The organism is Mucilaginibacter jinjuensis, from assembly GCF_028596025.1.
GTDB lineage: Bacteria > Bacteroidota > Bacteroidia > Sphingobacteriales > Sphingobacteriaceae > Mucilaginibacter > Mucilaginibacter jinjuensis.
The window spans coordinates 5,592,574-5,614,516 of the sequence record NZ_CP117167.1 but is presented as its reverse complement, the minus strand read 5'-3'; the positions used below and the strand labels follow the sequence as shown (position 1 = coordinate 5,614,516).

At 44.0% G+C, this 21,943-nt stretch carries 15 protein-coding genes; 11 read left to right on the top strand and 4 right to left on the bottom strand.

All coding sequences use genetic code 11. From position 1 onward, the window contains the following. Nucleotides 1-51 precede the first annotated feature (51 nt). Nucleotides 52-1,653: a DUF6377 domain-containing protein gene (locus PQO05_RS24290; RefSeq protein ID WP_273630048.1), complete on the bottom strand. Its 1,602-nt coding sequence runs from the start codon at nt 1,651-1,653 to the stop codon at nt 52-54. 175 nt (nt 1,654-1,828) lie between these two features. On the opposite strand from PQO05_RS24290, the gene PQO05_RS24285 reads away from it, so the two are divergent. From PQO05_RS24285 to PQO05_RS24275, 3 genes are all read left to right on the top strand, one after another. Beyond that, nucleotides 1,829-2,572, top strand: coding sequence for an NIPSNAP family protein (locus PQO05_RS24285; RefSeq protein ID WP_273630047.1), 744 nt, complete (start codon nt 1,829-1,831; stop codon nt 2,570-2,572). 273 nt (nt 2,573-2,845) lie between these two features. Beyond that, a complete protein-coding gene (locus PQO05_RS24280) occupies nt 2,846-4,726 on the top strand; it encodes an SPFH domain-containing protein (RefSeq protein ID WP_273630044.1) in 1,881 nt (626 codons plus the stop codon). 284 nt (nt 4,727-5,010) lie between these two features. Next, nucleotides 5,011-6,489: a rhomboid family intramembrane serine protease gene (locus PQO05_RS24275; protein ID WP_273630043.1), complete on the top strand. Its 1,479-nt coding sequence runs from the start codon at nt 5,011-5,013 to the stop codon at nt 6,487-6,489. A 165-nt stretch (nt 6,490-6,654) separates the two neighbouring features. Here the strand turns inward: PQO05_RS24275 and PQO05_RS24270 are convergent, their stop codons facing one another. After that, nucleotides 6,655-7,158, bottom strand: a complete 504-nt coding sequence (locus PQO05_RS24270; protein WP_273630042.1) for a hypothetical protein — start codon at nt 7,156-7,158, stop codon at nt 6,655-6,657. Next, nucleotides 7,155-7,622: a sigma factor-like helix-turn-helix DNA-binding protein gene (locus PQO05_RS24265; protein WP_273630041.1), complete on the bottom strand. Its 468-nt coding sequence runs from the start codon at nt 7,620-7,622 to the stop codon at nt 7,155-7,157. The genes PQO05_RS24270 and PQO05_RS24265 overlap by 4 nt, the downstream gene beginning before the upstream one ends. A 314-nt stretch (nt 7,623-7,936) precedes the next feature. Between PQO05_RS24265 and PQO05_RS24260 the strand changes: the two genes are divergently transcribed. The 5 genes from PQO05_RS24260 (at nt 7,937) to PQO05_RS24240 (ending at nt 12,913) form a co-directional block, all read left to right on the top strand. Further along, nucleotides 7,937-9,640 (top strand): immunoglobulin domain-containing protein, encoded by a 1,704-nt coding sequence (locus PQO05_RS24260; RefSeq protein ID WP_273630040.1) that lies wholly within the window; start codon nt 7,937-7,939, stop codon nt 9,638-9,640. Between the two features lie 35 nt (nt 9,641-9,675). Continuing rightward, nucleotides 9,676-10,362: a hypothetical protein gene (locus PQO05_RS24255; protein ID WP_273630039.1), complete on the top strand. Its 687-nt coding sequence runs from the start codon at nt 9,676-9,678 to the stop codon at nt 10,360-10,362. 40 nt (nt 10,363-10,402) lie between these two features. Further along, on the top strand, nt 10,403-11,365 hold the full coding sequence (locus tag PQO05_RS24250; protein ID WP_273630038.1) for a T9SS type B sorting domain-containing protein: 963 nt from the start codon (nt 10,403-10,405) through the stop codon (nt 11,363-11,365). A gap of 8 nt (nt 11,366-11,373) precedes the next feature. After that, complete coding sequence (locus PQO05_RS24245; protein WP_273630037.1) at nt 11,374-12,372, top strand: PorP/SprF family type IX secretion system membrane protein; 999 nt, start codon at nt 11,374-11,376, stop codon at nt 12,370-12,372. 361 nt (nt 12,373-12,733) lie between these two features. Next, complete coding sequence (locus PQO05_RS24240) at nt 12,734-12,913, top strand: hypothetical protein (protein WP_273630036.1); 180 nt, start codon at nt 12,734-12,736, stop codon at nt 12,911-12,913. 461 nt (nt 12,914-13,374) lie between these two features. On the opposite strand, the gene uxaC is transcribed toward PQO05_RS24240, so the two are convergent. Next, entirely contained in the window at nt 13,375-14,775 is a 1,401-nt protein-coding gene (uxaC, locus tag PQO05_RS24235) for a glucuronate isomerase (protein ID WP_273630035.1), read from the bottom strand. 187 nt (nt 14,776-14,962) lie between these two features. Here uxaC and PQO05_RS24230 point away from each other — a divergent pair, with 187 nt between their 5' ends. Genes PQO05_RS24230 through PQO05_RS24220 form a run of 3 tightly spaced genes read left to right on the top strand, consistent with a single transcriptional unit; the run spans nt 14,963 to nt 21,851 of the window. After that, nucleotides 14,963-15,856, top strand: a complete 894-nt coding sequence (locus PQO05_RS24230) for an SdiA-regulated domain-containing protein (RefSeq protein WP_273630034.1) — start codon at nt 14,963-14,965, stop codon at nt 15,854-15,856. Nucleotides 15,857-15,874: 18 nt separating this feature from the next. Beyond that, nucleotides 15,875-19,474, top strand: a complete 3,600-nt coding sequence (locus PQO05_RS24225; protein WP_273630033.1) for a BamA/TamA family outer membrane protein — start codon at nt 15,875-15,877, stop codon at nt 19,472-19,474. Between the two features lie 34 nt (nt 19,475-19,508). Beyond that, on the top strand, nt 19,509-21,851 hold the full coding sequence (locus tag PQO05_RS24220; protein WP_273630032.1) for a hypothetical protein: 2,343 nt from the start codon (nt 19,509-19,511) through the stop codon (nt 21,849-21,851). Nucleotides 21,852-21,943 lie beyond the last annotated feature (92 nt).

The following is a 21,943-nucleotide window of genomic DNA, read 5'->3' as shown; positions in this document are numbered from 1 at the left end:
ATGTAGAAAATATAAACGAAATACAAGCCTATCTAACAGAAAAGTGACAAATTAGATGGCTTTTATGCCCATAATGGCAGCCTCAAACCCATCCGGATCGTTCGATTTATTCTTAATTCGTGTACGGTAGTTGTAAATTGTGCTTAAAGAATACTCCAGAATGCGTGCAACTTTGTCTGTGTCATTGATTCCCAGGCGGATAAGTGCAAAAATGCGCAGGTCGGTATTCAGTAACTGATTGGGTAGCAGGTGGGTTTGATGTTCGGGCGGGAAAAGTGCATTAAACTCGTGTACAAAGTTGGGGAACAGCTTTAAAAAGGCTTTGTCAAAATTGATGAACAGCTCTTCGCGTTCTTTTTTAAGGTTGATGTTTCCAACCAGGATCTTAATATCATCAAACCGCTTCGTGGTCAACCTTTGCTCGATAGAACATTTAAACTTCTCGAGCTTATTCATATAATCGGATATGATGTTGAGATAATACCCGATATATTCTTCCTTAATTTTTTCGGCCTCGTTTAGCTTGTCAATGGTATGCAGCAAGTTGGTATTGGCTTCAACAACCAGTTTATCAGCAGCTTTAATACGTTTAAGCTGTTTATAAATGATGATGGCGAAGATGATAATGGTAGCAGAGAGGATGGTTAACAATGAAGCATAAAATATCAACGCACGCTTTTGTTCCTGCTCATACAAGATTCTCGCCCCGGCAACCACAGGTAAAATTGCGCTTACCTGTACCTTGCGCTGGCGTGCGCCGTAATAAACGGCATCATCCATAGCCTGCTTAATAAACAGGTAGGCATCCTGGGTATTCCCCTTTTTATCGAGCAGCTGCGCCAGGTTTAGCATGGCCGCTGCTTCTTTGGTGGATGATTTAATATCGGCAATAGCTGCTTTAATCAGCAAGGTTACGGCACTATCAGGATTATTATGCTGGATGTAAATATCACTTAATGTAGAAGCCGTAACCGCGTATTGATGGTACGAGAGTTTTTGATTATTAATAAGATACTGCAAATTGGATACAGCCTTTTTCAAATCCCCGCCTTTTAAATAACGAAGCCCATCATAATAAATATATTCAAATGATTGCTTGGGGCATAGTTGCAATGCCGAGTCTATATAAGTAGCAGCCCGTTTATTATAAATGCGCGTATAATAATCGTCCTTATCAAAATCAGCCAGATCGTAATAGGTTCGGGCTGTCAGAAAGTAGTATTCTTTTTTTACCGAATCGGGGAGGAGTTTAACCTTAACGGTATTCAGCGTATCAAAAGTTTCCTTAAACATCCCCGACGATAGCAGGATAAATCCCAGTTTAATTTTACCATAAGCAATTTTGGCGGGATCTTTTAACTGCTCGCCCACACGCTGTAACTGATGTGCATAGTGGAAAGCTCGGTCGTATTTAAAGGTTTTGTATTCGTTGTAGAGGTTGAGGTAGATGTTATATTGTTGGGCGAGGCTAATTTGCTCGTCTTTATCCAGCTGGGCTTTCAGGTTATCAATTTTTTTGATCTTCTGAATGTCGTAATTAGCTTTATCATTCAATACTGTCTTTAGCGAGGCAATTTCCTGCTCATGTGGCTGAGCTGCAAAAGCAAAATAACCGATAAATAATAACGACAAATTAAGTATCAGGTATTTCATACCGGGCTAATAGTATTGATTGTTAGGTAATATAATTTGGTTGCATTTGGCCACAAGGCGGGCGCAAATAAAAAGCTAATATAGTTAAATCCTCAATTTGCGTTTAAGGAAATTTGACGATTAAAATTTCCAGCCTGAATAACTAATCCTTAACTTGTTTCGCAATTAAACCGTCATGAAAAATCCCCTTATTAAATTAATCGCGGTGTTGTTTATTGTAAGCAGCACGCTCACGGCCTTCGCCCAAAACAGTAATAAATCATACGGTGATTATTACCAGATCAGCATTTACCATACCACAAGTAAAGCACAGGCAGATTCATTAAGTCAATATTTCGAAAAGGTTTACCTGCCGCAACTGCATCAAGCTGGCTTTAGTAAGGTAGGTGTGTTTACGCCTTTAGCTAATGATACAAGTGCTGATAAAAGAATAGTGATCTGGCTTCCGCTGAAAGCATTGAACGATCTGCAAAAGATCAGCCTCAATAATGATTGCCCTAAATACAAACGACTCGAAAATATCATCCTCACAGCTTTCGAAAAGGCGCCGCATTATAAAATACTAGGTTTAAATGGTAATTCATCCGACCATATCTATGAACTCAGAAGCTACGAAGGCCCAACCGAAGAACGCTATCTACAAAAAGTAAAAATGTTTAATGTAGGCGATGAAGTAGGCTTGTTTGCACGCCTCGGTTTTAACGCCGTTTTCTACGCCCATGTATTGGCCGGCTCCCGCATGCCTAATTTGATGTACATGACCAGCTTCGATAACCAAACCACCCATGATGCCCATTGGAAAGCTTTTGGCGATGATGCTTACTGGAAGAAATTGTCGGCTTTGCCTGAGTATCAGAATACGGTATCGAAAGCGGATATTATTTTGATGCACCCGGCGGGATATTCTGATCTAAAGTAATCCTTTTCTCTTTTCCCCTCCACCGCGTCATTGCGAGGAACGAAGCAATCGCGAACTTTACAGAGCCGCTCTGTAGATCGGGGATTGCTTCGTTCCTCGCAATGACGCGTTGGTGAACCCTCACAAAAAATAATTTTCAAAAATTCTGTAACAACCGTAGTGTTCGGTGCTCCAATGTATCGTTAATAGCTAAGGTACTACAAAAGCTATTCGATTTTGTGAGGAGTCCGCACCTTAAGGGCCCCGTTTAAGCAAAGAAAAGAATCAAATAAAATGGCTGATTTAATTTTTAAACTCTGGTGGGTGCTGCCCCTTGTTGTGGCGCTCCTTTTGTACAAATCTGTACTTCGTATGTTTTTTGGTATGATCATCGTGCCTGATGACCGTATTGGTTTGGTGGTTAAAAAGTTTGCCCTTTACGGCAACGATATGCGCCTGCCCGATGGCCGTATCATAGCCACCCGTGGCGAGGCCGGTATGCAGGCCAAACCGCTTGCCCCGGGTTTATACTGGCGCATGTGGCCGTGGCAGTATGCTATAACTATGGCGCCTTTTACTATTATTGAGCAGGGGAGCCTGGGGCTGGTAAAGGCCAAAGACGGTGCTTCGCTGGATACCGGCCGTGTACTGGGTAAACCGGTAGAGTGTGACAAGTTTCAGGATGCGCAGGCTTTTCTTGAAAATAATGGTCAGAAAGGTCCGCAGGCTGCGTTTTTAACACCGGGTAGCTATCGTATCAACAACTTTTTGTTCGAGATAGAAAAGGTCCCGATTACGCAGGTACACGAAAACAAAGTGGGGATTATTACCACGCTGGATGGTGAACCTTTAGAAAAAGGTGACATTGCCGGCGGATCAGTTGAAGGGCACCGTAACTTCCAGGATCCTATTGCCTTTATTAATGCAGGAGGTAAAAAAGGTTTGCAGGAAGACGTGATCCTGGCAGGTACTTACTACCTGAACCCCTGGTTTGTACTGGTAGAGCAGGTAGAAATGATGCACATCCCGATTGGTTACGTGGGCGTGGTGAACTCCTTCGTTGGGCCTGAGGGTAAAGACACCAGCGGCGATAACTTTAAACACGGTAACATTGTGATTAAAGGCGAAAAAGGTGTTTGGGAAGAGCCACTGGACCCAGGTAAGCACCCGGTAAATATCTATACCCACGGTGTAGAAGTTGTGCCAACCACCAACATTGTACTCAACTGGGCCAATGCCCGTAGCGAAGCACATGAGCTGGATAAAAATCTGAATACCATCAGCGTGCGGTCATTCGATGGGTTTACATTTAATTTGGATGTATCACAGATTATCCACATCCCGCGAAACGAAGCGCCTAAGGTGATAGCCCGTTTCGGTAAAATGCAGAACCTGGTTTCGCAGGTACTGGAGCCTACTATTGCCAACTACTTCCGTAACGCAGCGCAAAAAAGTGATGTTATCGGTTTCTTAACCAACCGTTCGCAAAGGCAGGATGATGCCAAGAGCCACATCAGCAAAGTACTGGCCGATTATAACGTAGTTGGTGTAGATACGCTGATTGGTGATATCATTCCGCCAGAAGCCCTGATGAAAACGATGACCGACCGTAAGCTGGCTGAGGAAGAGCGCCACACCTACGAGATCCAGAAAAGTGCGCAAATTGAGCGTAAGGAATTTGAAAGCGCCAAAGCAGGTGCCGATATGCAACCAGAGATTGTTAAATCGACCCGCCAGGTTGAGATCAACACCCAGATGGCTGCAGCCAAAGTTGCCGGTGCGAAGGGTGATGCCGAATCGCGCGTGATCAACGCCAAAGCCGATGCAGAGAACCGCACCATTAATGCGAAGGCTGATGCAGAAGCCCAAACTATTATAGCCAAAGCCAATGCCGCAGCTACCGAAGTAAACGGTGCCGCCGAAGCCGGTAAAATTAAAGCCGTAGGTTTGGCCGAAGCCGAGGTTACTAAACAAAAAACCGAAGCTATGGGTACAGAGCAATACGCCATTGTACGCGTAGCTGAAGCCCTGGCCAGCAACGGCATTAAACTGGTGCCGGATGTACTGGTGAGCGGTAAAGACGGCGGCAACAACGGTATGGTTGATGCCCTGATAGGTACCGAGCTGTTTAAAAAGCTGCAAAAAGATAACAGCAAAGAGAGCGAAGAAGCATAAGTTTCTCTATGATGTTTTGATGAAAGAGCGCCCGGAGGGGCGCTCTTTTTTGACTAATAAACACGTCATGCCGAATTTATTCGGCACCCCACATGCCTAGTAAATAAGATGCAAAGATTGTGCTGGTCTGCGACTATCAGCACTGATCTGCCAAACCGTTCTGTACAATCCGAGATTGTCTCGTACCTCGCAATAACGATAATGTTCATTCTTTCAGTTTTTTATCACCCTGATCAATATTCCAACTATCTTAGAGCTACCTAATAATTAACATATTACAATTTATGGCCTTTGGATTACCCCCTAAATACATCCAGACTATTCCGCTGGATAATATTACCCCACACGAATTTTTAGTTATTGCTGTAGAAGCCGCCAAAAAACTTGGCTGGGAAATTAGCATCACCAACGAGGTTGGCTTTATAGCTTACACAGGTTTCTCCATGAGCTCGTGGAGCGAAGAGGTTCGTGTTAAAATTGATGCTGATACCGCAACATTAAAAAGCGAATGCCTGGGCAGCCAGGTGGCCGACTGGGGTAAAAATAGAAGCAACGTAAATGAGCTGATCAACACAATTGAAGAATTAAAAACGGTTTATACCCCGGAAGAACTGGCAGGCAAATATGAAGAGCTTCAATCAGAATTTGTTTCGAAAGAAGAGCACCCTATTAGCCAGGAGCCATTAACAGGCAGGGAAAAACTCAAAAACTTCTTTTCAATCTTTGCACCAACTACGGGCTATTTTGTTACCCCAATTTTAGTGAATCTTAACATTGCCATATTTATTGCGATGGTAGCTACGGGCGTAAACTTTTTACTACCCGATACCGAAAGCCTGATCAAGTGGGGATGCGATTTTGGCCCGGCAACCTTAAACGGGCAATGGTGGCGGCTGCTAACTAATTGTTTTATACATATCGGCATTATGCACTTGTTGCTAAACATGTATGCATTGATTTATATCGGCTTGTTGCTGGAGCCTTATTTAGGGCGTGTGAGGTTTATTGTGGCCTATCTGCTCACCGGCATTAGTGGAAGTCTGGCCAGTTTATACTGGCACCCATTTACCCTAAGCGCAGGCGCATCTGGTGCTATATTTGGCTTGTATGGTGTGTTTTTAGCGATGCTTACTACCAACCTTATACATAAAGCGGCACGCAAGGCATTGTTAACCAGTATTGTTGTTTTTGTGTTGTATAATTTGGCTAACGGGTTAAAAGCGGGAATAGATAACGCCGCCCATATAGGTGGCCTGGTAAGCGGGGTTATAATCGGGTATGCGTTTATCCCGGCTCTGAGATCTGGGGATGATGCCAATGTTAACTTTACCGTAAGCAGCCTTTTAACAGGCGTATTTTTGATCGTTTTTGCGCTTGTGTTTAGAAGATTGCCGAATGATTTTGGGAAGTACGATGCCTACATGACGCAATTTGCCACAACAGAATCTATGGCATTAGAGGTTTACAAGATGCCGCGCAACACAGTTAAGGAGCGGGTGTTGGCCGAGATAAAGGAACGCGGGCTTTATTACTGGAACGAGGATATTAAAATAGTTAAATCTGCCGATAGTTTAAATATACCGGATGAACTGCACCAAAAAGATTATAAGCTGCTAAAGTACTGCGACCTGAGGATACAAAGCTATAAGCTGATCTACAAAGCCGTAAGCGAAGACTCGAAGCAATACCAGGTACAATTGACTGATTATAATAAACAAATCCAGGAAATAATTGATGATCTGGGAGCGAAGAAAGGGAAGTAATAGCAAAATAAATGGCCTGTCACACTGAGCTCCGTCGAAGTGTCGCGCATAGAGACCTGCCCACCATGCTTCGACGGGGCTCAGCATGACAGCCATCTTATACCCCCAAAACAAAAGCGGCATTCCATCAAAGAATGCCGCTTTCTAATATCTAATTATTGAAGTCTACTTAGTATGCTGCAGTTGTTTTATCTCTAACCGCATATCATCAATCTCGCGGCTGAGCTGGCGGTTTTCTAAGTAAAAGTAAATGGCGCAGCCTAAAAATATCTTGCCCAAAACAAATATCGCTGCCAGTACCCAGCGCCATGATTTATGTACGCGTATATGGCTCGATTCTGATTCTACTTCGATGTATTGCTGATCGCGTTTGCGTTGATAAGGCTCTTGTGGTGGAGGCAGTTCTTTTAAACGAAGCGGCTCGGGCTCGGGCATTTCAATCAGCTCATTCAGGTTTTCCTGAATTTTTAACCAGGCAGTTGGCGGCGGTTTAATAGCCATTTGCTCGGCAATACGCTCCATATCTGTCTCCAGTTCAAAAAGGGCTTGCTTTACCTCAGGGAACTTTTCCTTATAGGTAAGCAGTTCGCGTTCCTCTTCTTCAGAGACCGAGCCCAGCACATATAGTTCAAGTATGCCGCTTTCTATGTATTCCTGAATATCGTTCACGTCCCCTTTCTGATTATGGCAAACGCCTCTCTCAAAGCCTTGCGTATTAACTCCTCTGGTTTATTTAACTCATCAGCCAACTGCATTATTGTTTTGTGGTTGTAATAAACGGCACAAAATACGGTTTGCTGCTCATTGCTCATCTGGTCAAGAAATTTATTCCTGCCTTTTTCAATGATTATGCCATTGCCAACCTCATGCCCACCGGTCTCCTTAACAGATGAACCAGTTAAGTGTTTTTTAGCTAAACGCTGAAGCTGGCACCATGTGTTGGTATCAGCAGTATTCAGCTCATCTAAATGCTGCGGAATGATGTTAAAAATATTCACCAAATGTTGTTCGGCCAGCTTCCTGTCTTTCACTGCTTCTGAAAGATAGCCTAACAACATGCCTGCATACCTGTCGTAAAGGTCATGTAAACTGTAGGGCGCTTGTTTCAGTATAATTTGCCTTTGCGGTTCCAAATAAATTAATCTAAGTATTCTAATCCAACTCTCCTTAAGCCTATAAAATATTTAGGTTGATGCGTGCTTTATGGTTAAGTAAATATTTATCAAAGTAAAAATAACTAAAATCTGTTAAAAACAACAAGCTTATTTCTACCCCAATTAAGAGTGCACAGGCTGAACAGAATGGGGGTTAATGAACAAAATGAATCGTCGTAACGGCCTGTTTCTTAGGTAATTTTAGTGGATAGTTCCCCGATTTAATGCGTTTCGTCAGGTTTTTTTGACGAGATTTTGAGGCATCGGGGATAGCCAAACTGTTATCACCCGTTGTGCCCGGATTTGTAAAATTGACCACCCTGTACCGCTGCCTGACTTTGCTATTCTGCATCGTCAGCCTGCATGGTATTGTGCGTGGGCAGTGTACTGTTTCCACACGGAATTATGCCAATAGTACACAAACTAATTTTACGCCGCTGCTGGCTTCGGTTACAAATCCAAACTATGCGATAGATACTGATCCTTCAACTGCTTCAGTATTATCGAGTGTAATAACCATAGGGCAGGTTATTACAGTAACTCAATTCATTTCGTTCCAAACTCAAATTACTGCAGGTACGCCGGTCACCGTTAAATTGGGTGTTCCAGCTTCCCTTGTATCGTTGCTTGGTGGTGTGACTATACAGCCATTTACCGGTTTACAAAATAACATATTTACGGGTTGGCAGGCTACAGCTGCTGGCGATCCTTTAACTAACACTTCATTACTTGGCCTTATTGGCGGGGGAGGGGACGTAGAGATTACTTTTACCCCTAAATCGGGCTCAACCAATGTAGCCTATAATGGGGTGTGGGTAACCTTGTCGGGTGTGGCAATAGGGCAAAGTTTAAAAGTGTACGATGCCTACGTAATGCAAACTACACCAACCGCTAACGCTTGCGGCCCGGCGATTGATGTGTTGTCTGGTGTACGGGCGGGTGGTATTAGCCTGGCTAATGCAACAGGGACAGTTACTACCCCAACAAATGCTATTGACAATGACCTTACAACCGCAGCCACACTAAACGTAGGGGCACAGGTTTTAAGCGATGTTTTTTTAACAGCTGTTTTTAATTCCCCATCGCAGCCGGGTGATGTGGTGCGGATATTAATGACCAACCCGGCAGGTAACAACCTGCTCAGTTTGGGCGCATTGGCAAACTTTACCGTACAACTCTATAATGGCAGCACTGCCGTAGGCTCGCCCATTACGAGTAGCAGTTCAGGTTTGCTTTCGTTAAGCCTGCTTACCCCCCCTTCTGCTTCCACCCAAATGTATCTTGATATTAAATCGTTACCGACAGATCCTCCTTTCGATAGGGTTGATATTCAATTAGGTGGTTTATTATCGGCTGGTACATCGCTTTCTATTTATGATATAAAACGCATACCTGCTACGCCTATAACTTCAATGGACGGAACGGTGTCTTCTTCAAAGTCTGTTTGTCAAGGTAATACTTCGGCGTTATCAGTAAGTAATCCGCAAAGCTCATGTACCACTTATAACTGGTATAGTACCGCAACCGGGGGCACTTCTCTGGCAACCGGTACTTCATATACTCCACCAGCAGCAAACCTTACCGGTACAGCTAATACTTATTATGTAGAAGCCAGCCGTACAGGCTGTGGCGAGGTAAGCGAACGCACACCGGTAACCATCAACATAAACCCATTACCGGGAATCACATATTCGGGCACACCCAGAACCTGTAAGGGCACAACGGCCGCAAGCATAGCCTACACGCCATCAAATTCGCCAACTACCTACAGTATTGTTTGGGATGCCCCGGCTATAACTGCAGGTTTTACCAACGTAACCAATGCAACATTACCGCCGGGCACACTTACAGTAACCGTACCCGCCGGCGCAGCCCCCAATACTTATACGGGTACTATTACGGTAAAAAATGGCAATGGCTGCTTAAGCACAGGCGCGCCCTTTAGTGTAATTGTGGACGATAAGCCAACATCGCCGGTACTCACATTAGCAAATTAAAAATTAAGAAAATAATCCCTCAAAAATCCAAAAACATGAAAAAGTCGACTCTATTCAGAACCCTGCTCCCTATCATAATCGTGATGGCGGGCATTACAGCAAAAGCTCAAATCACTACTTTGGCTGGCTTGCCTGGTGCGGCAGCAGTTTATTGCGCAGCCGAGGCCGTTAAATTACAAGGTAACTCAACCGGTACCACCTATGTATGGAAAAGGTACCCGGGTAAAGATTTAACGGGTACACCGGTAACTTTAACCGAAACCACGAACAACCTAAGTGATGTGCCGCCGGCACCGGGCTACTATACCTATGTATCAACAGCATCGAATACGAATTGTACGTCTGACGTATCTGCACCAACTACCATTTACGCTTTACCAACTATTAATGCTGCTGTAACCGGCCCGGCAACTGTCTGCGTCAGCGCTGTAGGATCAACCATTTTAACTGCAACCGGCAGTAATGTGGAAACTACAGATACCGATATATTTGGCTATACCTACAAATGGTTTAAAAACGGCACCGCGATTACAGGAGCTACAGGCAGCACTTACACACTAAGCGCAACTAACGACGCTACAGTGGGGACCCAGGCATTTACAGTGCAGATAAGTTATGTAATTACCAGCCACGGTGGTAGTAATTGTGGTGTAACCTCATCTGCAGCCAATGTTGATGTACAGGCTAACCCAACCACACCAACTGTAACTATTATGCCCTAATTAATAATTATATAAGCCGACTAATTGACCGACTATATAAATGGTTAACCTAAAAGTAATTACTGCTTTTATGGTTTTACTGATGCTTGCTTTAGCGGGGAGTGGCGTAAATGCAGCTCCCCCTCCTGCAAGTCAGACGGTAACCATTACCCAGGGCCAAACGGTAACCTTAAAGGCTACTGCAAGCGCTGGGTTGGCATTTCAGTGGCTAAAAAATGGTGTGCCCATTAGTGGTGCTACCAGCAATACGTACACGATTAGTACTGCCGGCACTTACCAGGTACAGAGTGTTAACAGTAGTTGCGCGTCAGATTTATCTGATCCGGTTATTGTGGTAATTGGGACTAAATCGGCAGAGGCTGCGGACATGGCTATCAGTTTAACCTCGGTGGTATCATCCATGAACCTCGAGAGCCCTGTTAATTATACTATTATGATTAAAAATAACGGCCCATCAACCGCAACGGGTATTAATGTGCAAAACATGCTGCCTATTGAAGTGGCTTTTCAGCAGGTAACGTCGCCCGAGATGGGGAGTGTGGTTTATACTGATTACAACAAGAAAATAACCTGGACAATGGACCAGTTACTAAGCGGACAGTCGACCTCGCTTAATTATACCGTAAAGGCGCTTCAATATGGCAGCATCACCAATACGGCCAGTGTAAGCGCCACGCAAACTGATCCGGATTTGAGTAATAACGTAGCAAGCAACACCATACAACTGTTAGGCTTAACCATACCGAATGTATTTACGCCCAATGGCGATGGTGTAAACGACACGTTCGAGATCCCCGGCCTTAACAACTATACAGCCAATGAACTAACAGTGATGAACAGGTGGGGATCTACCGTGTATCTGAAGAAAGGGTATCATAACGAATGGAATGGAGAGGGACTAAATGAGGGTACTTATTTCTACCTGCTGAAAGTGCAGGAACCCGGTGGGCATTGGGATGTGTATAAAGGGTATATCACCCTATTGAGGGCTAAGACTAATTGAATTGAGTGATGAAAAAGACCATTTTGCTAATCGGGTTTATGCTGGCTGCTTTTTGTGTAAAGGCACAGCAGGATACGCAGGTTAGCCAGTATGTATTTAATGGGCTTTATATTAACCCGGCGTATGCGGGGTATAAGGACGATCTGTTTATCCAATCGTACTACCGCTCGCAGTGGGTGGGGGTTACCGGCGCGCCTAAAAGTTTTGCCGTAGCCGGCGATGGTTCTTTTGCCAATGGGAGTGTAGGTTTGGGCGTGATAATAACCAGCGACCAGATCGGTGCGCAAAGTGTGGTAACGGGCTATCTTAATTACGCCTACCGCATCCGTTTGGGAGAGAATGAAAACTCAAAACTGGCTTTCGGGCTGGCAGCAGGCATGATGCAGCTGGGTATCGACGGCTCTAAATTAAATGCCGTAACCCCCGGCGACCAGGCCGTGCCGGTAGGCTCGCAAAGCAGGTTAACGCCCGATGCCAACTTCGGGATCTACTATAGTAATGAGAACTATTTCGCAGGTATTTCGGCCACCAACATTCTCGGGCATTTTATACTGCAAAAAACCGAGTCGAACATCCTGGTGCCTATCCCACAACCACACTTTTATTTAACTGCCGGTGCATTAATAAGTATGAACGACCAGATGAAATTTAAACCGGTAATATTATTGAAAGACGATGTGAAAGGCCCTACATCTTTAGATATAGATGGTTTTGTGCTGATGAATGAACGCCTGTCTATCGGCGCTTTCTACCGCACATCGGTTAAGTTATACCAAAAAAATAACCTGCAAAGCGATCTGCCGAGTCAGAATGCTTTCGGTGGCATTGTTGAATTTTTTGCCACACCCAACCTGCGCATCGGCTACTCGTATGATCATGCGCTGAACGCCCTCAGTAACTACAATTACGGCAGCCATGAAATATCGATAGGTTTATATTTGGATAAAGGATCGTCGAGCACATCGAAGTATAGTGGTAGTGATGGTTCGAGGTGTTATAAGTTCTAAAAGCACGTCATTGCGAGGAACGAAGCAATCCCCGACCTACAGAGACAGTGCTTTAATTAACGCAATAATTTTGATTATGCCCCTGTGCTACTATTAATGCCAGTCCCGCTCAATCGCCGCGGGTAGGCTGTTACTTTGGGGCGCCAAAGTAACCAAAGCACCTGTTGGCAAAAGGCTTCTTTACGCACAGGCCATGCCGCACAAGCGGTCAGAACACACATCCCGATAGCTATCGGGACGGGATCTTTTGCCCCACTAACGTTCGCACAGGCCAGCCCTTCTGAAAAATCTCCAATGCCTCTTTCCGGTGCTCAAGGCCAGCATTGTTCTGCCCGCTTTTGGCCGAAGCTGTTTGCCGACTTTGAAAGAGAAACAAGAACCGAGAGCCAGGAAACAAGATAAAAATAAGGAAAAGAAAGCCGTAGGACAATCAAAAAAAGCGGTGGCCCGGACGCAAAAGCGTGGCCGTGTAGTGGAATTGTGCGGTGGAGCTTTTTTGCGTCTTGATCTTTTGGTTACTTTTGGATCAAGCCAAAAGTAACAGCCTACCCGCGGCGATTGAGCGGGACTGACATTGATAAATGCACTAACCATTGCTATGAGTAATAGCGTTAATAAACGCACTAACTCTGTAAAATCATATAGTTGCCATGCTATCCCTATTTATGCCAAATCCTCGTCACTAAAATGACTTTTAAGTCCAATTAAAACTAACTTATAAGTCATAAAAGTGGAACATAGGTGTCAATCAAAAATAACCGAAATTTGGCTTTAAATAATTGATTATAAAATAATTATAAATATACTAAATGGTATAATAATACTTTTAAGTCTGTAACATGGAACAGGTGGAACATGTGGAAGTTCCACTAATTTGTCATTGTGTGGCACAGCCTGTCCCGAATTTACTTCGGGGAAGCAATCTCGTCGTAAGTAAATCCGATCTGCATAGTTACGAGATTGCCACGTCGTTACACTCCTCGCAATGACAAAAAGAACTATTTAAAAACTAAAATACCCTTTCGCATTATTGTAACAGATATCCTGTACAATCTTACCCGTCCATTCAAAATCGGCGGGTAATTCACCTTTCTCCATATCGTCCCCTAAAATGCTGCAAAGCAACCTGCGGAAATACTCGTGGCGCGGGAACGACATAAAGCTGCGCGAATCAGTCAACATACCTACCATGCGGCTGAGTAAGCCCATGTTAGAGAGCGCGTTGATCTGTCGGGTCATGCCGTCTTTCTGATCATTAAACCACCAGGCCGAACCGAACTGTACCTTACCTGCAACCGAGCCATCATTAAAATTGCCAATCATGGCGGCCATCATTTCGTTATCAACCGGGTTAAGGTTATAAACGATGGTTTTGGCTAAGCGGTCTTCACTATCGAGCTTATTCAAGAAACGTGATAAGGCTTTGGCCTGACTAAAGTCGCCGATAGAATCAAAACCGGTATCGGGGCCAATGGTACGGAAAGCACGGGCGTTGTTGTTTCGCAAAGCACCCAGGTGATATTGCTGCACCCAGCCTTTTTCATGATCCCACAAAGCAAACTCAAACAGCATAGCCGATTTAAATTTCAGGATCTCGAGTGGCAATAACGGGTGGTTAGTTCTTATCTTTTTAAAGATGCTTCTGATCTCTTCTTCCGTATAATCTTCGGCATAAATATGTTCGAGGCCATGATCTGATAGGCAGCATCCATTCTCCGCAAAGTAATCGTGGCGGCTTTTTAGGGCTTGCAGGTAGGTGTCGTAATCTTCAATAGAATTATTAACAACCTGCTCCAGCTTATTGATGTAAACGTTTAGCGCTTCAATATCATCGGCATTCATCGCCTTATCCGGGCGGTAGGCAGGCAATGTTTTTACGCTGAAACCATCCTGCTTAATTTGCTGGTGGTATTCAAGGTTATCCAGCGGATCATCTGTAGTGCCTACAGTCTCTACATTCATTTTGGTGAGCAGGCTGCGTACGCTGAACTCCGGCGTTTGCAGTTGGGCGGTGCAATCGTCATAAATTCTTTTGGCCGATGATGGGTTTAGTATATCGTGAACGCCGAAGTAGCGCTGCAATTCAAGGTGCGTCCAATGATAAAGTGGGTTACGCAGGGTGTAGGGCACGGTATCGGCCCATTTTTCAAACTTCTCAAAGTCACTCTTGTCGCCGGTTATGTAGGCTTCGTTTACGCCGTTGGCACGCAGGGCACGCCATTTATAATGATCGCCGTAAAGCCAGATTTGGGTCAGGTTTTCAAAACGAATATCCTGTGCAATCTGGTCGGGCGGCAGGTGGCAATGGTAATCGATGATCGGCATTTGCCTGGCATAATCATGATACAAGCGTTCTGCCGATTTATTGGGCAGTAAGAAATTGTCGTCTAAGAAGTTTTTCATAATTGGTTTGCGTACGCAACACAAATAAATGGGATTATGGGGAATGACACGAATGTGAGTTGAAATTTTTACGAAAACGTTTGAAATCTCCCATCCATGTAAACATTGAAGCCCGATGCGTGTATATATTTAACTATTCTTTAATATAAACTGAATGAAAGAAATTTACCCCTTAGCAATAAATAACATGTTATCGAAAAATAGTACTACTAAAATAAGTAAGAGAATAAAATATGTCAGCGTAGCGATGGGAGTGTTTGCAGTATTCGCGCTGCTGTCGTGTGTAGAAAAGGTTAATTATGAAAGCCCGCAAGGATATAACCTTAATAAACCGAAGAAATTCTTTATGCCCGATAACCTCGAAGAAATTTCGGGGCTTGCATTCAACAAAGGCGACGCTAACAGGATGTATGTAGAAGAGGATGAAAACGGCCGCGTTTACTACATGAAGCCCGGCGAAAAGGAAGCTAAATTCTCGACCTTTAAACAAACCGGCGATTTCGAAGATATAGCCATTGCCAACGGACAGGTAATTATGCTGCAAAGCAAAGGCAAGCTGTACACCTTTCCGCTAAGTGAAGTGAACGGGCAAAAAATCACCAACGCCCAGGAGTTTAAAGACCTGCTGCCCAAAGGCGAATTTGAAGGTTTATACGCCAATGAAGAAGGCAAGGTATATGTAATGTGTAAACATTGCGAAATGGATAAAACCAGCAAGCAAACCACCGGCTTTATATTCAATCTATCGAATGATGGTAAGTTGGCTGCCGCCGATACCTTTAAAATCAACGTAAAGCATATTGCCCAGCAGTTGAATAGTAATCAGAAGGTTACGTTCCACCCGTCTGCACTGGCGCAAAACCCGAGGAGCAAACAATGGTATGTGCTATCGTCTGTCAATAAATTACTGGTGATTTTGAATGAGGATTTCAAGGTAATGCAGGTATTTAAACTGAACCCTTCTGTGTTTCTTCAACCCGAAGGTATTGCGTTCGACAGCCAGAACAACCTCTACATCTCTAACGAAGGCGATAAAATTGACCCCGGAACGGTATTAAAATTTACTTACTCGGGTAAATAAGCGCTCTAAAATATATCTATGAAGAAACTGTTGTACTGCTTATTGCTTTTAATCCCTATTGCTGTACAGGCACAGGATAATGTAGTACAACGTATTATTTATATAGGCGATGCCGGCGAAGCTGACAAGCAGCAGGGCGGCGTACTTACCCACGCACAAAGCAAAATCCTCAGCGGTAAAACCACAGTAGTTTATCTCGGTGATAACATTTACCCAACAGGTATGGGCTTGCCCGGTAGCAAGGAGGAAAAAGAAACCGAAGAGATCCTGCAATCGCAATATCAACCTATGCGCAGTAAAGGTGCGCCTGTTTACTTCATCCCCGGCAACCATGATTGGGACAGGATGGGTCCGCAAGGGTTGGCCAAAATGAAACGCCAGTGGGAGTATATTAAAGAGCAAAAAGATTCGCTGCTGAAAGTGGTGCCTGAGAACGGCTGCCCCGGTCCTTACGAAATTAAGATCAATGATAACCTCGTAGTTGTTGCTTTTGATTCTGAGTGGTGGGTTTATATCTACAGTAAAGAAAACCCCGATGCCGATTGCGATTGCAAAACTACCGATGAGGTTACCGCCCGTTTCCGTGAGATCCTGAACCGTAACCGAGACAAGGTAATTATGCTGGCCGATCACCATCCGTTCTGGTCGTATGGGCACCATGGTGGATATTATGATATTATGGATTACTTTTTTCCATTGACTTCGGTTCAGCAAAATCTGTACGTGCCATTGCCTGGATTAGGTGCTCTTTACCCATTATTACGCGGTACGTTTTCGGTAACTGAAGATCAGGGTCACCCGCTGTACCGCAACATGATCGAAAAGATCGACGGCGTGTTTAAAGATTTCCCCAATGTAATCCATGTATCCGGCCACGAGCATGGTTTGCAGTTTATTAAAGATCATGAACAGATCCAGGTGGTAAGCGGCTCTGGAGCTAAAGAAGCTTTTGTAAAAAAAGGTAAATATGCCCTCTATGCCCAAACCAAACCCGGTTTTGTAACTGCGGATTTGCTGACCGATAAAAGCATTAAGTTTACTTACTACGCCGGTGCCGATACTGTTTTCAATGAAGTATTCTCGTACACCAAACCTTATAAACCTGTTGCTCCGCCGGTAATAAGTACCAATAAACCGATAACAGCCGATAGCATCACTGTAAAAGCCAAGCCCGAATACGACCAGGTGAGCAGTTTGCATCGCAAATTATATGGCGAAAATTACCGTAAAGAATGGGCTGCGCCTGTGAAGTTACCGGTGATAAAAGTGAGTAGCTTTAAAGGTGGTTTAACACCAATACAGTTCGGTAGCGTGCATCAAACCAAATCATTGTTGTTAAAGGATGCCAATGGTAAACAATGGATTCTAAGCAGCATCGAAAAATATCCTGAAATACTATTACCCGAAGCCAGGCGCGAAACTTTCGCCAAATCGTGGGTTGATGATGCCATGTCGGGCCAGCACCCTTATGCCTCGTTAATGGTACCGGTTTTGGCCGATGCGGTTAAGGTAGCGCATACTAAACCGATAATCGGCTGGGTATCGCCGGATAGGAAACTGGGCTTTTACGAGAAAGATTTTGCCGGAACAATTTGCCTGCTCGAGGAAAGCGACCCCGGTCATAAATCAGACAATACCGGTTTAATGATGCGCAAGCTAAACCGGGATAATGCCAACCGGGTTGACACTTTAGAGTTTTATCGCGCAAGGCTGCTCGACTGGTTTATTGGCGATTGGGACCAGCAGCAGGACCAGTGGCGCTGGGTTGATAAACAACGCGGCAAAAATAAATACTACAGTGCTGAGCCCCGCAACCGCGAAGCCGCATTCTTTATCAACGAAGGCGCTGTGCATCAGCTGGCATCTGCCTCGTGGATGTCGCCTTACCTGCGGGGATATAAGGCTAAGAAAGATAACATCAACGATTTTTACTACAATGGCCGCGAGCTGGATGCGCGCTTCTTATCAGGCATCAGCTATGATACCTGGATGCAGACTGCTAAAGAATTTGCAGCAGCCATGACGGATTCTGTATTGAACAGATCATTAAACCAATTACCCAAAGCAGCTTACGACCTCCGACACCGTGAACTATTAAAACTCATGCAGCGCCGTCGCGATAACCTGGTAGCTGCTGCCGATAGGTATTACAGGTTCTTTAACCGTATTGTTGATATTAAGGCTACCGATGTGGATGAACTGTTTATCATTAAAGATACAACTGACAATAACGTGCGCGTCTCAGTTTATAAGCGAACTCCCGATGGCGGTATCAGCTATGCGCTGTTCTCTAAAGTATTCGACCATACCATTACACAAGAGCTTCGAATATATGCCAGTAAGGGGAACGATAGTATTTCTGTCGACGATCAATCGACCAACATTAAAGTGAGGCTGATAGGAGGGCAGGGGACGAAAAGTTATCATGTCATCAGCTCAAATCAACATACCAAAGTTTATGGAAAAGGAGCAAATGCCGTGTTTAGCGGCCCGGCGGCAAATCAGATTACTAAGCATTTTTCAAACGACTCAACTACGGTAGGCTATGTGCCGGTTAATTTGTTTAATAATACCATTCCGCTGGCTTCAATAGGCTACAATCCCGATGATGGTTTTTGGCTTGAAGGTGGGGTGAAGTTCATCAGGCAGGGTTTCCGCAAAGCGCCCGGCAGTACGCAGCAGGTTACTTTAATGCATGGCTTTGGTAATGATGCCACTCGTCTGCGCTATACCGGCGAGTGGTTCAACGCCATGGGCAAAGCCGACCTCGAATTACAAGCCAGGGTTTACACGCCTAATGTGATCAACTATTTCGGCCAGGGTAATAATACACAGTTCAACAAAACAGGCGATTACCAAACCTATTATCGGGCAAGGTTCGATCTCATTGGGTTCGATGCCAATGCACGTTTCCATAACGCAACAGGGTCTGAAAATGTGCGCATCGGGCCAACGGTGCAATACTACCATTACCTCGGCGATGATAATATCCGCCTCATCGATAATCCATCTCTCATCCATAATTATGATAGCGAAACCATCAATAAAGACAAAGTTTACGCCGGTATTAATGCTACTTATATTGATGATAAACGTAATAAGCAAATACTGGCCGACTGGGGCCTATACCTCAGCCTCAAATTGCAAAGCATGATCGGTTTAAATACTTATTCTAACGCTTATACTCAGTTGATACCAGAATTGCAGTTGTATAAAAGTGTAACTACCAAATCAACCTTCGTGATCAGTGATAAAATGGGCGGTGGCTTAACTTTTGGCAAAACGCCTTTTTATCAGTCCATGTTTTTGGGCGGGCCCGATAATATGCCGGGTTTCAGGCAATACCGCTTTGCGGGGCAGCAAATGTTTTATAATAACTTGTCGGCAAGGGTAAAAATCAATAATTTGTCGCCTTACATTTTACCGGGTCAGTATGGCGTAACTGCCACTTACGGTTTGGGTAGGGTTTGGGGGAATGATCAGCCGTCGCATGTATGGCATAACAGTGTGGCAGGTGGCTTGTATTTTGCGCCGGCCGATTTAATGTTGTTGCAATTACAAACCGGTTACTCTAAAGATGGCTGGTATCCGTATATCATCTTAAAACTTAATATTTAAAGCAGAAAAGCCTAAGGCTTGTTATTAATAAACGATGCAGATCAACGTATATAATATCGACGAAAAATTAAAATCGACAGAGATTGTTGATGCTGCATTTTCTTTTCATGTATTTACTGAGGAGATTAAACGGAGGATAGTTACAGAACAAACCGTTAAATCAGAATTCTACAAATTTGTACTGTCTAAGATAGAAGAGCATCCCGAACTGCAAGAACCTATACCTATATCTGATGCTGCTAAATATAAAACCATACTGGAGTTGGTATATGCTGTGCTATCGCCCCCCATGGCAAACGAAACAGACTTTTACTGGGGCTTAGGTATGCCTGTGCCCGGCGATGTAGTTTACGGTACAGATGCGTTTCAGCAGTTTATCAGTATATATAATACAGACCCTAAAACCATCACCAACCAGGGCTCAGAAGCTTTTACCAAAAGGGTTAAAGAGTATATCTACCGCCTGATACTGGCCAAAGTGTACCATATATCGTCACAGGTAAATAGTAATAACCTTTATACCAAAAGCGATACCGAAAATGGTTTAGAGCAATACTATAACATTAACCTGGATACCACTTACGTAGATATTAAAGTTAAAGGGGAGCTGCCCAAACTTAAACCCGAACTGATAGAACTCTTTTTACAGGAATCTACAGGTGCTGAAGTGTTGGAAGAAACCTTACCGCTGAGCATGTTCAGGTTCGAGGGTTTCGCCATAATTACGGTTAAGGATATTACCGAAAAGCAATCGATAGAAAACATCAGGTTGGCGTTGAGTAATGACAATACCGATCAGGCCGCGCTGTTTGAGCAGGTTACCCGTTCTTTGCAAACACTTACCGGTAATAATAATATTGAATTTGGCCTGTTGCCGCTTATAAAGGTGAACGGGAAATTTGTGTATGATACCGAGGAGTGCTATAACAGCGTGCTTGTTAAAGCGTACACACAACAAAACGTATCGGAAGAGATTTACAATACCTTAACCGAAAACTATGTTAAAAAGCCCATATCTACATTTTACAACGAAATTACCGGCGATAATGTAAGGAACCATTTCTACCTTAAATCATTGCACAAAGCTGGTATTGTATCTTACGCCGTGTTGCCCGTTTTTTATAACAGGAAACTGGCCGGAGTAATGGAGATCTATTCAAAAAAAGCACCTATTATTTTCGATAAGCTGCTTTCTAAACTGGAAGCTGCTGCGCCTTTCCTGGCGCAATTACTGCACAATAGCATTGAGCAATTTAATGAGCGGATAGAAGAGGTGATCAAAGATAAATTTACCACGCTGCAGCAGTCTGTCGAATGGAAGTTTAATGAGGTGGCCTGGAACTATATCCGTCAGCAAAAAGAAAACCCCGAACAGCGGGAAATGAAAACGGTATCATTTAAAGATGTAAACCCGCTTTATGGTGCTATTGATATCCGGAGTTCTACCGCTAAACGCAATATTGCGCTGCAGCAGGATCTGAGCACTCTATTAAATCGCTTATCTACCGTATTTGTCGAGATAGAAAAAATTGAAGGGGCATCTATTGAACAGGAACTGATTAAACAATGCGAGGCCTGGCTTGTACGTATTGGCAAACAAATAACGGATAGCGATGAGCTGAACATCAAAGAGTTTTTGGAGATCAGGATTTACCCGGTATTGGATAAGTTGAAAGTAGAGTTTCCACAAACAAAACCTTTAATTGATGCCTATTTTGAAGCTTCGGACGAATTAAAGGGCGAGGGTTTTGCCGGCCGCCGCGAATTGGAGGAATCGATGCAGATGATTAACACCGCGCTCAATAATTACTTTGAGCGGGCACAAGCTAAGCTACAACAGATCTATCCCTGCTATTTCGAAAAATTCAGGACTGATGGGGTAGAGTATGATATTTACACGGGGCAATCCCTTGCGCCTGATCTGCCTTTTGATGAAAGCCATTTAAATGAATTTCGCCGCTGGCAACTGAAAGCGATGATCAAGATCACCAGGATCACCAATAAGCTTACCGCCCTGATGAAATGTAAGCTCGAAACCACCCAGCTGATCTTTGTGCACTCGGCACCTATTGATATCTGCTTCCGTAAAGACGAACGCCGTTTCGATGTGGAAGGAACTTATAACATCCGTTACGAAGTAATTAAAAAACGCATTGATAAAGTACTGATCAAAGATACCGACGAGCGTTTAACCCAGCCCGGCAAAATAGCATTGATCTACTCGAGCGAAAGTGAGGCCGATGAGTTTATGAATTACATCAAAGAGTTTCAGGATAAAGGCTCGTTATCGCCAGTTATAGAACGTTATGATCTGGAAGAGTTGCAGGGGGTTACAGGCCTAAAGGCTATCAGGCTGGCGGTGATAATGGAAGAATAACTATTGCTCATATTTAGCGTTTTATTTGCTCTAGGTTATCTTTCCTCCACAAAACAACCATCCTATATCCGCAAGTTGATCTGCCTAAATTC

Coding starts and splice junctions, on each gene's coding strand:
- PQO05_RS24290 (WP_273630048.1), bottom strand. CDS start 1,653: ATGAAATACCTGATACTTAATTTGTCGTTATTATTTATCGGTTATTTT.
- PQO05_RS24285 (WP_273630047.1), top strand. CDS start 1,829: ATGAAAAATCCCCTTATTAAATTAATCGCGGTGTTGTTTATTGTAAGC.
- PQO05_RS24280 (WP_273630044.1), top strand. CDS start 2,846: ATGGCTGATTTAATTTTTAAACTCTGGTGGGTGCTGCCCCTTGTTGTG.
- PQO05_RS24275 (WP_273630043.1), top strand. CDS start 5,011: ATGGCCTTTGGATTACCCCCTAAATACATCCAGACTATTCCGCTGGAT.
- PQO05_RS24255 (WP_273630039.1), top strand. CDS start 9,676: ATGAAAAAGTCGACTCTATTCAGAACCCTGCTCCCTATCATAATCGTG.
- PQO05_RS24250 (WP_273630038.1), top strand. CDS start 10,403: ATGGTTAACCTAAAAGTAATTACTGCTTTTATGGTTTTACTGATGCTT.
- PQO05_RS24245 (WP_273630037.1), top strand. CDS start 11,374: ATGAAAAAGACCATTTTGCTAATCGGGTTTATGCTGGCTGCTTTTTGT.
- uxaC (WP_273630035.1), bottom strand. CDS start 14,775: ATGAAAAACTTCTTAGACGACAATTTCTTACTGCCCAATAAATCGGCA.
- PQO05_RS24230 (WP_273630034.1), top strand. CDS start 14,963: ATGTTATCGAAAAATAGTACTACTAAAATAAGTAAGAGAATAAAATAT.
- PQO05_RS24225 (WP_273630033.1), top strand. CDS start 15,875: ATGAAGAAACTGTTGTACTGCTTATTGCTTTTAATCCCTATTGCTGTA.
- PQO05_RS24220 (WP_273630032.1), top strand. CDS start 19,509: ATGCAGATCAACGTATATAATATCGACGAAAAATTAAAATCGACAGAG.